Genomic DNA, 13,749 nt, shown 5'->3' on the forward strand with positions numbered 1-13,749 from the left:
CGCCGCGTCGCACGCTGATCAAACTTTGCCGCTGCCTTTGACCGGAAGCGCTTACAAGGTCGCGCGGCAGGCGTACGGCAGCTACGACAGCCATCGTTACCAAGCGAGTGTGGGTTATGCACGCGAAGCCATCCGGCAACGCCCCGATGTGATCTCGCTGCGCCTGCTGCTTGCGAGCGCGCTCGAAGCACAAGGCGACCGGCGCGGGGCGGTGCGCGCAATCGATGCAGCAATCAGGGACCTCGGCCCCGATCCCTCGTTGCGCGCCCGTCGCAGTGCGTTGCTCGCGATCATCGCCGGCGGCGGGAATGGCCGGGCCGATCCGAACGCGCTGACCGGCGAGTTGGCGAAGACGGCCGAGCGCGCGTATCGGGCGTATGCGAAGCATGAATATGAAAATGCGATGACATCGGCAAACGAGGTGCTTGCCGTGCGGCCGGATGTCATGCCGCTGCAACTTCTCGTGATCGATGCATTGACCGCCGAAGGCCGCGATCTGGATGCATACAACGCGGTCATCGCGGAAACGCAGCGCAGCGGAGACAACGAAGGGCTGCGTGCGCGTCGCGGTTTTATTGGTGCGCGGCTTGGGCCGGTGGCGGCATCGGAAGCTTATGACGCGCTCAAGCGTGGCGATACGCAAACTGCAATAGAACGCGCCCGCGCCGCGATTGGTTATGCGCCGGATGTACCGGGTGCGCGTGAATTGTTGATCGATGCATTGATGCAAGCCAATCGTTTCGATGAAGCCGAACAAGCCGCAACCGACGCCATATCCGCGAATCCATCCGCTCTCACGCCGATGTTGCTACGCGGCGCGATCCGCGAACGGCTCGGCAGGCATGAAGCATCGCGTGCGGATTTCTCGGAAGCGCTGCGGCTGCAGGATGAAACGCAACAGGAAAGCCGCAACGGCCGGATCGTGATCGCGGACATGGCGCTTGCAACCGGCGATCCCCAACGTGCGCTCGATGCGTTGAACGGTCTCGAGCCCAATGGCGACGCCACCGACCTGATGATCAACGTACGCCGTCAAAAAGCGCGGCGCGCGTTATCGTCGTCGGTTGCAGCAACCGGTTCGGGCGACTTGCCGCTGCCGTTGCTCGACTGCGTGCGCATCGATTCGGGCATCCTCTGCACGCTTCATCCGTTCGATCCCGCCTACGCGCAATACGCCGCGGCGGCGCGCGCCTACGACCAGCACGACTACGCGCTCGCGGTGGTCCAGGCGCGCGAGGCCGTGCGGATCGCGCCCGATGATCCCGTGCATCGCTTGCTGCTGATCCAGGCGTTGGCATCGAACGGCGATGAAGCCGAGTCCAGACAGGAAGCGTCGAACCTGATCCAAAGCGGCATGATCGATGTGTTGCCGAGCGTGAACGCGGCGTATTTTGCGTCGAATGCAGGACAGCCGGCGCTTGCCGCGCGCTATTACAACGAGGCCGACCGCAACCAGGAATTACCGCCGTCCAGCCTGCTCGACGCGGGTTATGCCAATCTGAACGCGGGCGCGACGCCCGAGGCGGCCGGATATTTCCGGCGTGGAATCGATGCGAACAACAACGGCGACATTTCACTGCCGCCGCAACAAGCCTATGAAACGCGGCGCACGATGTCCGAAGTCGACCGGACCTGGGGCGTCAATGCGTCGGTGGGATATCGACCAACAGGCGACCAGACTACCTTCGTGGCCAGTCCCGGAAGCACCGGCGATAAAAGCGTGCAAGCCGGCGCCGAAGCGTACTGGCGCCCTTTCGGATATCTCGATGGACACATCGTCGAGCTCTACGCGCGCGCCTACGAGACGCTCTATTCGAAGGCGGGCAACACCACGGGCACGCCGAGTCTGGAAGGCGCGCTGGGCGTGCGCGCCAGGCCGTTCGCGAGCCAGAACCTGGTGTTCGCGTTCGAGCGCATCGTGCCGCTTGGCAGCGCCGTGCAGCCGGACTGGCTTGGACGTATCGCGTATTCGAACGGGTTCGGCACCGATTTGCGTGTGGACACGCCGAGTTGGTGGACCGGCCAGCTTTACGCGGAAGGCGGCCACTACGTGACGCATCCGGACAACTATGCAACCTTCACCGGCGAGCTTGGACGAAGCTATCGGCTCGATGCCATCGATCCACATCTGGTCGCGTTCCCGTACGCGGTGCTCGGCGGCGACTACAACACGCAGATCAACAATCGCGCGTCGATGGGCGCGGGCGTCGGCTTGAACTTGCGTTACTGGTTCCGTGAGGACACGTATCACGCGCCGCGCTCGTTCGTGGACTTCTCGCTGCAATACCGGCTGAAGATTGTCGGCGATGACCGGGCGAAAGGCGTGTTTTTCAACGCCAGCTTCAGCTACTGAAATGAAGCTGCGGATCGGGGCAACATCGCCCTTTCCATGCCGTCGATCGCGAAAGTTAATCTAACGCGAACTCCGAATTTATCTGGATTGCCCGCCGGCCGGGTGCTCGATATCCTTCCTCGGCGCATAAAGCGAATCCCTCCGATACAAACCATCCTGAGGACAGCGTCATGCTGAAAAACATCGCAACCGGCTTGCTCGATATCGCGTATGACGAACAAGGCGATCCGAATGGACGGCCGGTCGTTTTGCTGCACGGCTTCCCTTACGATATCCACGCCTACGACGACGTCGCGCCCCGACTCACAGCACAGGGCGCGCGAGTCTTCTCGCCCTATCTTCGCGGCTACGGTCCCACGCGCTTCCTTGACGCGGCGACGGTTCGGTCGGGCCAGCAAGCAGCGCTTGCGGCCGATCTGCTGGCCTTGCTCGATGCACTTCATATTGAGCAAGCCGTTTTGGGCGGCTATGACTGGGGCGGTCGGGCGGCGTGTATCGTGGCGGCGCTCTACCCCTCGCGAGCCCGGGGCCTGGTTTCAGTGAACGGTTACAACATCCAGAACCTGGCCATCGCCGGGCAGCCGGAAAGTCCGGAGAAGGAGTATCGGCTCTGGTATCAGTATTATTTTCACGGTGAGCGCGGGCGTGCCGGGCTGACCGAAAACCGGCGCGAGTTCTGCCGGCTTTTATGGTCGTTATGGTCGCCCACCTGGCATTTCAACGACGACACGTACGCGCGTTCGGCCGCCGCGTTCGACAACCCGGATTTCGTCGATGTCGTTATCCACTCGTACCGGCATCGCTATGGACTGGTCGATGGCGATCCACAGTTCGATGACATGGAGCGCCGCCTGGCCGCCTCGCCGCCGATCACGGTGCCTGCAATCACTTTGCAAGGAGACGCCGATGGTGTCAGTCCTCCGGGAGGCGGTCAGGCCGGCTTGAAGCGGTTCACGGGCCGTCACGAGAACCGCGTGGTTCCCAACGCCGGTCACAACCTGCCGCAGGAAGCGCCTGACGTGTTTGCCGCTGCGATTCTCGAAGTCGGATCGTGGTGATTGCCGGCCCGAAGGTATAGGTATTGCTGAGTTATCGTGCCGGGCGTGAAAACGTCGCATGGTGTGTTCGCGGATCCCGGCTCACGAATATTCAGGAGTTGCAAATGAGAGCGCTGCGTTGGCATGGAAAACACGATGTTCGATGTGACACGGTTCCCGACCCGGTCATAGAAGAAGGGCGCGACGCGATCATCAAGATGTCGTCGTGCGCAATCTGCGGCTCCGACCTGCACCTTTTCGACGGCTTCATGCCGACCATGGAAAGCGGCGACATCCTGGGCCATGAGTTTATGGGTGAGGTCGTCGAAGTTGGAAAAGACAACAAGGCGCTCAAAGTTGGCGATCGGGTTGTCGTTCCTTTCACGATCTTCTGCGGCGATTGCGATCAGTGCAAACGCGGCAATTTCTCCGTCTGCGAGCGCAGCAACCGCAATAAGGACAAGGCAGACAAGATGTTCGGCCACACGACTGCCGGGCTGTTCGGTTACTCGCATTTAACCGGCGGATATGCGGGCGGGCAAGCCGAATACGTACGCGTTCCCATGGCGGACACCACGCACGTCAAGATTCCCGACGGCCTGACCGACGAGCAGGTACTTTTCCTCGGCGACATCTTCCCGACCGGCTGGCAAGCGGCCGTCAACTGCGATATCCAGCCCGACGACACGGTCGCAATCTGGGGCGCGGGTCCTGTCGGCCAGATGGCGATTCGCAGCGCCGTGCTGCTGGGCGCAAAACAGGTTGTGGTGATCGATCGGGTGCCTGAACGCCTGGCAATGGCGAAGGCAGGTGGCGCGATCACCATCAACTTCGACGAAGAAAGCGTGCTCGACCGGCTAAAGGACTTGACCAACGGCAAGGGTCCTGAAAAGTGCATCGATGCAGTCGGCATGGAATCTCACGCGACCCGTTCTTTCGATGCCATGTACGACCGTGTCAAGCAGGCGGTCATGCTGGAGTCGGATCGTCCTCATGTGTTGCGCGAAATGATCTATGTTTGCCGTCCAGCGGGCATCCTGTCCGTGCCGGGCGTTTATGGCGGCTTGATCGACAAGATTCCCTTCGGTGCATCGATGAACAAGGGCCTGACGTGGAAGATGGGGCAGACCCATGTGAAGCGCTGGACCGACGACTTGCTCAACCGGATTCAGGAAGGCCAGATCGATCCGTCCTTCGTGATTACGCATACGGTTTCAATGGAAGAAGGTCCCGGCATGTACAAGACTTTCCGCGACAAGGAAGACGGTTGTATCAAGGTAGTCATTAAACCGTAAGGACTTTCCGCTCGCGCCTACGGGTTTGCGCCGTTGTGGATTCGAGCAGCTGTTCGTATGACAATGTGGACTTTGTTTAAAAAATGCGGAGCCGGCTCAGCCGGCCGCCCGCGCACAATCAACCATGTTGCATGGGAGTCAGCTGAATGAAATGCACGATCGTGGGATCGCGTTATTTCGGCGCCTCGGTGCTGGAAGCCTTCCGGGCTGAAGGTATCGAGATTGCCGGTGTAGTAGCGCCTGCCGCCGATGATCGCCTGGCCGTGGCTGCCCGTGCAGCCGGATTGCCGACGGTGATCCACGAAAATCCAAAGTTTATCGATGCCAGCGCCATTCCCGAAGATACCGGCCTGATCATCGCTGCCCACACGCATGCGCGCGTGAGCGACGAGGCTTTGGCACGCTCGCGCCTCGGCGGCGTGGGGTATCACCCTTCGCTGCTGCCGCGTCATCGAGGCATTGCAGCGGTCGAGTGGACCATTCTGGAAGGCGACCCGATTGCGGGCGGTTCGATCTATCACCTCTCTCATGGCTGGGATGCCGGCGCGATCGCCGCGCAGGACTGGTGCTTTGTCAGAAAGGGCGAAACCGCGCGGGAACTCTGGGAACGCGCACTGGCGCCAATGGGTCTTGCGTTGCTGCTGCGCGTAGCGCATCACGCGCGCGAACATGGCGAGTTGCCGGCAAACGCTCAGGACGAACAATTTGCGACGCGCGCGCCGATCATCCGCCGGCGCATCGATCTTGTCGAAGAATCGCCGGGGCCGATTGCAACGCTGGTTGTCACCGCGATCGGCGCGGATCGTCCGGGCATAGTCAATCTGCTGTCGGAACGCGCGCGAGCGTTCGGCGCGAACTGGACCGGCAGCCGCATGGCGAGTATCGGCAGCCAGTTTGCAGGGATGGTCCAGTTCGATGTTGCGCAGCGTCACGCCGACGCGCTTACCACCGCATTGCGCGATCTGGAGAGCGCTGGATTGCGCGTGGTGATCGCGCGCAGCGACCTGCCGCCGCTCGGCCTTGGGCGGCGCCGTGTATCGCTCGAGTTGAGCGCTGCCGATCGTCCGGGGATCGTGCAGGATCTGTCGGCGAGTCTGTCGGCGCACGACATCAGCATCGAAGAACTGGGCACGGAACTCACGCACGAGACCGAGCGGCCACATCAGTTCAACGTCAAGGCGGTGCTTGCGGTTCCTGGAACCTTATCGATCGATGAACTCCGAACGCTGCTTGAATCGCTGGCCGCCGACATGCTGGCCGACATGGCGCTAGGGGAAGGCAGCGCCTGATCCTGGGTTTCATCCTGTTGACGCAGGATTTCCGAAGCATGCGGCACGGCGTTTGCTCCATGATGGGGCACGCGACCGCGCGCAAATACATGGACACAATCTCCAATGGCTTCGGCTTCCGTTCAATCAGGAAAACTTATGAAACTGCTTACTACTCAAGACGGCCTGCCGCGCCTTTCATGGGGTTCAGTAATCGCCGGCGTGATTCTCTCGTCCATCGTCTATCTCATCATGAGCGTGCTCGGCGCGGCAATAGGCGCTTCGCTCCTGTCTCCGTTGTCCCAGCCTAATCCTACGCACGGATTCGGTTTCGGCTCCGGCGTCTGGGTGATCGTCACTACGGTGCTTGCTGTGTTTATCGGCTCTTATTTCGCTGGCCGATGCGCGCCCGTGCTCGGCTGGTTGCACGGCCTGCTCTCCTGGGCAGTGATGACGCTGCTGATTGTCTTCGGCATGGCTTCGGTGATCGGAAGCGCGGTGAGCACCGTTGGCAGCGTTGCGGCCACGAGCGCGCAAGTTGGTGCGACAGCCGCGAACCAGGCGAACGCGGACCCGTCCATGATGAATTCGGCCAAGCAGCAGCTGCAGGCCGCGGTTGCATCGGTGGCATCGGCTGCATCGAGCCCCGAAGCTGAACAAGATGCCAGACAGGCAGCCGATACCGCCGCGCGCGGTGTCGCTCGCGCAAGCTGGTTCTCGTTTGCCGCGCTCGTTGTAGGCGCGATTATCGCCATTGTTTCGGGCGGCGCGGGATTTCGTCATCAGCCGCCGTTTGAAGATGTAGGCGGCTCGGCATTAGGCAACGATGCGATCTCCGCGCGTAGCCGCGTAGTGCGTCCGGGCACCGGCCCGCTGTAAGTTCCGGGTTTTTTTGTTGAAAGCCGAAGCATTCGCTTCGGCTTTTCTTCGCATGGAACGTGCATTGCTGTCCTCTTGGCCGACGACTACTCGTTTATCAATTCGCCAAGGAGCGCGCATGAGCACCGGAAATCAATACGCAATGCAGGACCCTACCAAGCAATATCCGCAACCTGAATTCGATAAACAGCCGCAATCCGCCCCCGGACTCACCGCCGACATGAACCCCCGGCCCGATCACGGTGAAACCAGCTACAAGGGTTTCGGCAGGCTTGTCGGACGGCGTGCGCTCATCACCGGCGCAGACAGCGGCATTGGCCGCGCGGTTGCAATCGCGTTCGCGCGGGAAGGCGCCGATATTGTTCTCAACTACTTGCCGAGCGAAGAAGAAGACGCACGCGAAGTCGTGAGTCTTATCGAACAAGCCGGACGCAAGGCGGTTCCACTTCCAGGCGATATCGGCAGCGAGGCGTTCTGCAAATCGCTGGTTTCGCAGACGACTGAACAGTTGGGCGGGATCGATATCCTCGTGAACGTCGCGGGCAAGCAAACAGCGGTTGAAGACATCGCCGAACTGAGCACCGAGCAATTCGAAGCCACGTTGCGCACCAACGTCCTCGCCATGTTCTGGCTTTGCAAGGCCGCACTGCCGCACATGCCGCCGGGCGCGACGATCATCAACACCACATCTATTCAAAGCTATCAGCCGAGCCCGAGCCTGCTCGACTATGCGTCATCGAAAGCCGCCATTACCGCATTTACGCACGCGCTGGCCAAGCAGGTCGCCGGCAAGGGCATTCGTGTGAATGCGGTTGCGCCGGGACCGGTCTGGACACCGTTGCAGCCGAGCGGCGGGCAGCCACAGGAAAAGATAGTTACGTTCGGTTCCGAAACGCCAATGAAACGTCCCGGCCAGCCCGCGGAACTGGCGCCGGTTTATGTGCTGCTGGCATCGCAGGAATCGAGCTATACGACCGGTGAAATCTACGGCGTGACGGGTGGCAATCACTTGCCTTGAGCGTTGCTTAGTGCTGATTGAACCAGCAAAGGCCGTCCCGACAGACGGCCCTTTTTTCATCGAAGATCGTCTCGCGCAGCCAAAGCAGAAAACTAAACAACCAAAAAATTCAAACCCGCTGTAACCGGATCTCGACACTTGGCGAAATAGATAGCGTACCCGCCACGGGTACCGTCTACCTCAACCACTGGAGAGATTCAAATGTCCGCAAAAACCACTGTTAGCGCCTCCCTTCTCGCTGGCGTTGTTGCGAGCCTGCTCGCATCGGTTGCTCAGGCCGCGCCGCTTACGAAGGGCGAAGAAAGCGCTGCCATCGCGGCTCATAAAGAGAAGTGCTACGGCGTTGCGCTGAAGGGGCAAAACGACTGCGCCGCCGGTCCCGGCACAACATGCCAAGGTACATCCACGATGGATTTCCAGCACAACTCCTGGAAGTTCGTACAAGGCGGAACGTGCACGAGCATCCAGGTTCCGGGTGGCGATCACGGCTCCCTGACACCGATGAAGTCCTGATCCCGCGAACGATAAACAACGGGAGCGGTCATGGACGATTCCACGAAAACCAGCGCGGTGCTTCATGCGTCATCTGATGCCACGCAACGTGCAGGCCGCTTCCCTCACGAGTCGCCGAACGCCCGGAAGCTGACTGGCACGAGTTTCAAGCATGAACATCTTTCTGCGATCCTCGCAGATGAATTGAAGGAAGTTTTCTTCGAAGTCCACGCCGAAAACTACATGGGCGCGGGCGGTCCGCCGCATCGGATGCTTGCAGCGATTCGCGAGAACTACCCGGTTTCCATTCACGGCGTGTGCATGTCCATTGGCGGTCCGGATGCGCTTGACGATGTCCATCTCGCGCGTTTTCGCGACGTCGTCAGCCGATACGAACCCGCGATGGTTTCCGAGCATCTGGCGTGGTCGTCGCATGGCGGGTCGTTCTTCAATGATCTCTTGCCGCTGCCGTACACCAGGCAGACGCTCGACAAGGTGTGCTCGCACATCGATCAGGTTCAGGAAACGATCAAACGTCCAATCCTGCTCGAGAATCCATCGACGTACGTGGCCTTCGCTTCATCGACCATGAGCGAGACGGGATTCCTCCGCGCAGTCGCGCAGCGCACGGGTTGCGGCTTGCTGCTCGATATCAACAACGTATTTGTATCGGCGAACAATCACGGCTTTTCGGCGTCGGCGTATCTGGCTGACTTTCCGCTTGAACGCGTCGGCGAAATCCATCTCGCGGGACACAGCGAGCAGGAAGACGACGAGCACGAACTGCTGCTCATAGATAGCCACGATCGCGCTATCGCCGATCCGGTATGGAAGCTTTACGCCGATGTCGTGTCGCAAACTGGACCGGTGCCCACGTTGATCGAATGGGACAGCAAGCTTCCCGGCTGGTCCGTGTTGCGCGAAGAGGCGCTGATCGCGCGACGAGTGATGGACGAAAGCACCATGCTGGATGTCCGGGAGGTCAGTCATGCGTGCTGAGAAGAGTCAGAAACGCGCGAACGAGTACGCGTCCATGTTTGCGCCGGGACTCACGGACCCGGCGATCGTCGCGCCGCGAGATGTGGTCGCGGCACATGGCAAGGGCGTGATCCAACGCTACAACGTGTATCGCAACAACGTCACGGTCAGTCTGATCGATGCACTCGCCGCGATCTATCCAGCGGTCCAGCGCATTACCGGCATCGAATTTTTCAGGGCGATGGCGCGTTTCCACGTCCGCGAAACGCCGCCTGCTTCTCCGTTGTTGTTCGAGTATGGACGAGACTTCCCGGCGTTCATCGAAACATACGAGTACGCGCGCGACATGCCGTGGCTCGCGGACACGGCGCGTATCGAGCGTGCGTGGCTCGACGCGTATCACGCGGCCGATGCGGTCGTGCTTGCAACCGAGGCGCTGGCATCGATTGACCCGGCATTGCTCGCCGATGCGCGTTTCGAAGCGCATCCCGCCACGCGGATTGTTCGCTCGGCTTACCCCGCCGTTTCGATCTTCGCGATGAACCGCGCCGACGGCCCCGTTTCCCCGCTTTGTTCGAGCGATTCCGAGGATGCACTCGTCACGCGACCGGATCAGGCCGTGATCGTCTCGCGCCTTCCGGCGGGCGGCGCGGCTTTCCTGATCCGTCTTCTCGATGGCGCGTCGCTCGGCAACGCAATCGCGGCCGCGTTCGATGAAGCCCCCGCCTTCGATATCCACGCCAACCTGGCAGGAATGATTTCGGCCGGCGTATTCACCGCCATTCAACCTGGAGACCAACACCATGTCTGATCGACACGATGCAACACTTCCCTTCCCCACCACGGTTGTTTCGGCGATTAGCGCGGTCCGGCGGCTGGTCGAGCGGCTCGCGCAACCCTGGCTCGTTCAACTCGTGCTGCGGCTGGCGCTCGCCGTGCCGTTCTACAAGTCGGGCATTCTCAAGTGGCACGGATTCCTTCAACTCAACGACACCGCCATCGATCTGTTCACCGAAGAGTTCAAGCTGCATCTCCCCGGCGGTCCATACGCATTTCCTCATCCTGCGGTTTTTGCTTTCCTGTCAGGTTGCGGTGAAGTGATGTTTCCGGTGCTACTCGTGCTTGGATTCGGCACGCGCTTCGCCGCACTCGGTTTGATACTGATGACGTGCATCATCGAGTTGACGGTGCCGGAAGGCTGGCCGATCCACCTGACATGGCTCGCCATGGCGCTTGCGATTGCCGCGTGGGGACCGGGCCGGATTTCCATCGATTATCTGCTGGGTGACAAGTCGTTTAGGTCCTGAGCACACGCTTGGGCTCGGGGAAGTCCGCGGCGGCAAGTCTCGCGTCGATTAAAGGAATTCGTTAATCTTGGCGGGACGATCGAAAACCACTCCCCGAAACCCCGAGGTTTCCAGCGGCGACGATACCAACTCGCCGGAATCCTCCATGCGCCGAGATCCGCCTTCCATGCCGACCGACACGCCAGAACCGCAAGCCGTATGCAATCCCGTTACCCGCAGCGCGATTTTCATCGTCGCCACGCTCTCGCCCGGCGCTAAAAACGCCGACACCGTGCGCTCGTTGTGCGGCGACGTTGCGGCGCTGGTCCGTGCGGTCGGCACGCGCGCACCGACGGGCGAACTGTCGTGCGTGGCCGGCTTCGGAGCCGGCGTCTGGGATACGCTTTTCGGCGCGCCGCGACCGGCCAACCTGCATCCGTTCCGAGAGTTCGGCGACGGCAACCGCCGCGCTGTCGGCACGCCGGGCGACCTGCTGCTGCACATCCGCGCGGATCACATGGACCTGTGTTTCGAGCTCGCCTCGCAACTGATGGCGCGTTTGAGCACTGCCGTTTCAGTCGTCGACGAAGTGCACGGTTTCCGTTATTTCGACTTGCGCGACATGGTGGGTTTCGTCGATGGCACCGAGAACCCGCGAGGCCACGAAGCTTTCGATTTTGTCGTGATCCGCGATCAGGATCGCGATTTTGCCGGCGGTAGTTATGTGATGGTGCAGAAATACCTGCACGACATGACGGCGTGGGAATCGCTGCCGGTCGAGGCACAGGAGAGGATCATCGGACGAAAGAAATTGTCGGATGTCGAGCTCGACGAGTCGGTGAAACCCTCGTCGTCGCACAGCTCGTTGACGACCATCGAAAAGGACGGCCAGGAAGTGAAGATCCTGCGTCACAACATGGCGTTCGGGCGTCCCGGCGCGGGCGAGTTCGGCACGTATTTCATCGGGTACGCGAGTTCGCCCGAGCCTATCGAGCAAATGCTGGAGAACATGTTTGTCGGCCGTCCGCCTGGCAACTACGACCGGCTTCTGGACTACAGCCGCGCGGTCACGGGCGGCTTGTTCTTCGTGCCATCGGCTGATCTGCTCGAAGAACTTGCAGACCGCAAGCCCTGACTTGCGGGCACTGCAAAATCAGGCCGCCCGGCTTGGCCATTGGGCGAGCAATGCAGGCAAGCCGGCCATGTCACGGAAGACGTGCGCCACGCCCACCTGGCGAAGCGCTTCCGGCTCGCTATGGCCGTCCTCGCGCGGGCTGTAGCCAAACACCGTGGCGCCCGCGGCCACGCCGGCCGTCGCGCCCGTGACGGTATCCTCGACGATCGCGCAACGCGCCGGATCGACGCCCAGCGCCTTGGCCGCGGCCAGATATACATCGGGATATGGTTTGGTGTGCGCCATTTCATGGCCGCTGAAAACCCGGCCATCGAAGTAATCGATCATGCCTACTTTCGTCAACTGCATCTCGACCTTGAAGCGGTCGGCGCCCGAGGCGACTGCAATGCGGCCACCGAATGCGTGGTGCAGCGTTTGAACAGCCGAGAGCGCGCCGTCGATGGCGACCAGTCCGCGTTCGAGCGCCAGGTTGCGCCGTTCGCGAAACTGCACGAGCCACTCTTCCGTGAGCGGCACGCCGGTACGCGCTTCGATCAGGGGCGCCTCGTCTTTCACGGCCTTGCCAATAAAAATCCGCATCGTTTCCTCGACGCTCACATGCCATCCCAGTTCGCCCAGCATTTCGCTGAGGACGCGATTGGTGATGAGTTCGGAATCGACGAGCACGCCGTCGCAGTCAAAGAGGACGGCATCGAAAGGAAGCTTGGACATGGGCGATAAAAGTGTGGGTCCGCAGAACGGGCAAGGATACCGCACAGAGCACGCGGCTCGGGCGCAAGGTGTGGCTAGCGGGCGCTCGCGCCTGCTGGTCGCGGGACTGCTACAATTCCTGTTCTTTTTGCCCGGACGGACGTAATGGGATTCGAACAGCTAGCAAAACTCAGGGATCAGCTTTCAAAATCGGCTAAGACGAAGGCTCCCGCGCCCGCAGACCGCAACCGGGCGCCCGCTGCCGTTTCGAAAGGGAAACCGGCTGCCGACGCCAGGCCTGATAACCGGGCCAAAGTCCGACCCAACCCAAAGTCCGCAAATCCGGCACCGAAGGCTGCGCCCAGGCCGAAACCGCCCGTCAACGCGAAACCCGTCGATCCGGTCGTGGTGCATATCGGCAGGCTGCAAAAACGCTTCCCTGAAGCATTCCCGAAGAATCCGGCGCCCAAGGTTCCGCTCAAGATCGGCATTTTTGAGGACCTGATTCCGCATATCGCCGAGTTGAAGCTGACTCAGCCGGAATTGCGCGATGCAATCAAGGTCTGGTGCCGCGGCAGCCGTTATTGGAGCGCGATGACCGCCGACGCCATCCGCGTCGATCTGGCAGGCGCCGAGGCCGGACGTGTATCGCCGGAAGATGCGGTTCGCGCGCAGAAGCTCGAAGAAGCGCGGGTGGCCCGCGTCGCGGCTAAAGCGCAGACGGCGACTCCGGCGACTCCGGCAACTGCTGCGACTTCGGAATCGCCGGCCGCGCCTGCAGAACCGGCGCAGGCCGCGACTTCCGAGCCCAACGAATCCTGATCAATCGGCCGGCGCGTACTGCATTTCGCCGTTCCCGAATGACCAGTTTTCGCGCTGGACATCGATCAGATTGATCCACACGTCCTCGATCCGCACCCCCGCCCTTTTGTGAATGCCTTCTGCAACCGCTTTGTAGAAGGCCTTTTTCACATCGATCGAACGTCCCGCGTTCCACGTCACCTGAATGAAAACGATACCCGGCGAATAATCGATGCCCATATATCCTTCCGCGGGATATATGAGTTCGCCCGGCGCGTGGCGCGTGATGATCTGGAACTTGTCGTTCGCCGGAACGTTCGCGACGGCGAGCATGGATTCGTAAATGACGTCGCTGATGGCTTGAACGCTTTCAGCGGAGGCGTCTTTCGAGACGTTGATTCTGACTAACGGCATATCGGCTCCTTACGTTTATCGAATGCGTGGTGAAGGCTGTTGCTCGCATGGATTATGCGGCAACTCCAAATTTTCGACAGAAACGGAGAGCCTTTCAGAAGCC

14 protein-coding genes are annotated in these 13,749 nt (G+C 60.9%); 12 read left to right on the top strand and 2 right to left on the bottom strand.

All coding sequences use genetic code 11. The features are described from left to right. The first annotated feature begins 37 nt into the window (after positions 1-37). The 11 genes from ASG35_RS16000 (at position 38) to ASG35_RS16050 (ending at position 11,741) form a co-directional block, all read left to right on the top strand. Complete coding sequence (locus tag ASG35_RS16000; RefSeq protein WP_156393190.1) at positions 38-2,353, top strand: NfrA family protein; 2,316 nt, start codon at positions 38-40, stop codon at positions 2,351-2,353. A gap of 170 nt (positions 2,354-2,523) precedes the next feature. Continuing rightward, positions 2,524-3,411 (top strand): alpha/beta fold hydrolase, encoded by an 888-nt coding sequence (locus ASG35_RS16005; protein WP_056359209.1) that lies wholly within the window; start codon positions 2,524-2,526, stop codon positions 3,409-3,411. 104 nt (positions 3,412-3,515) lie between these two features. Beyond that, positions 3,516-4,685, top strand: coding sequence for a zinc-dependent alcohol dehydrogenase (locus ASG35_RS16010; RefSeq protein ID WP_056359210.1), 1,170 nt, complete (start codon positions 3,516-3,518; stop codon positions 4,683-4,685). Between the two features lie 146 nt (positions 4,686-4,831). Further along, complete coding sequence (locus ASG35_RS16015) at positions 4,832-5,974, top strand: ACT domain-containing protein (protein ID WP_056359212.1); 1,143 nt, start codon at positions 4,832-4,834, stop codon at positions 5,972-5,974. A gap of 138 nt (positions 5,975-6,112) precedes the next feature. Next, a complete protein-coding gene (locus tag ASG35_RS16020) occupies positions 6,113-6,832 on the top strand; it encodes a hypothetical protein (RefSeq protein ID WP_056359214.1) in 720 nt (239 codons plus the stop codon). 118 nt (positions 6,833-6,950) lie between these two features. Then, positions 6,951-7,850, top strand: a complete 900-nt coding sequence (locus ASG35_RS16025; protein WP_056359216.1) for an SDR family oxidoreductase — start codon at positions 6,951-6,953, stop codon at positions 7,848-7,850. A 201-nt stretch (positions 7,851-8,051) separates the two neighbouring features. Beyond that, positions 8,052-8,363 (top strand): BufA1 family periplasmic bufferin-type metallophore, encoded by a 312-nt coding sequence (locus ASG35_RS16030; protein ID WP_056359217.1) that lies wholly within the window; start codon positions 8,052-8,054, stop codon positions 8,361-8,363. 30 nt (positions 8,364-8,393) lie between these two features. After that, positions 8,394-9,341 carry an MNIO family bufferin maturase gene (bufB, locus tag ASG35_RS16035; protein WP_082508413.1) on the top strand — a complete coding sequence of 316 codons (948 nt, stop codon included), beginning with the start codon at positions 8,394-8,396 and terminating at the stop codon, positions 9,339-9,341. Further along, positions 9,331-10,131 carry an HvfC/BufC N-terminal domain-containing protein gene (locus ASG35_RS16040; protein WP_056359227.1) on the top strand — a complete coding sequence of 267 codons (801 nt, stop codon included), beginning with the start codon at positions 9,331-9,333 and terminating at the stop codon, positions 10,129-10,131. Before bufB ends, ASG35_RS16040 begins: the two co-directional genes overlap by 11 nt. Further along, positions 10,124-10,627, top strand: coding sequence for a DoxX family protein (locus ASG35_RS16045; RefSeq protein WP_056359230.1), 504 nt, complete (start codon positions 10,124-10,126; stop codon positions 10,625-10,627). Before ASG35_RS16040 ends, ASG35_RS16045 begins: the two co-directional genes overlap by 8 nt. 166 nt (positions 10,628-10,793) lie before the next feature. After that, positions 10,794-11,741 (top strand): Dyp-type peroxidase, encoded by a 948-nt coding sequence (locus ASG35_RS16050; RefSeq protein WP_056359233.1) that lies wholly within the window; start codon positions 10,794-10,796, stop codon positions 11,739-11,741. Between the two features lie 18 nt (positions 11,742-11,759). On the opposite strand, the gene ASG35_RS16055 is transcribed toward ASG35_RS16050, so the two are convergent. After that, a complete protein-coding gene (locus ASG35_RS16055) occupies positions 11,760-12,452 on the bottom strand; it encodes an HAD family hydrolase (RefSeq protein WP_056359236.1) in 693 nt (230 codons plus the stop codon). A gap of 144 nt (positions 12,453-12,596) precedes the next feature. Here ASG35_RS16055 and ASG35_RS16060 point away from each other — a divergent pair, with 144 nt between their 5' ends. Continuing rightward, on the top strand, positions 12,597-13,253 hold the full coding sequence (locus ASG35_RS16060) for a ProQ/FinO family protein (protein WP_056359239.1): 657 nt from the start codon (positions 12,597-12,599) through the stop codon (positions 13,251-13,253). Here ASG35_RS16060 and ASG35_RS16065 read toward each other — a convergent pair whose 3' ends face one another. Next, complete coding sequence (locus tag ASG35_RS16065; protein ID WP_056359242.1) at positions 13,254-13,646, bottom strand: tautomerase family protein; 393 nt, start codon at positions 13,644-13,646, stop codon at positions 13,254-13,256. Positions 13,647-13,749: the final 103 nt, after the last annotated feature.

The organism is Burkholderia sp. Leaf177 (genome assembly GCF_001424345.1).
Classification (GTDB): Bacteria; Pseudomonadota; Gammaproteobacteria; order Burkholderiales; family Burkholderiaceae; genus Caballeronia.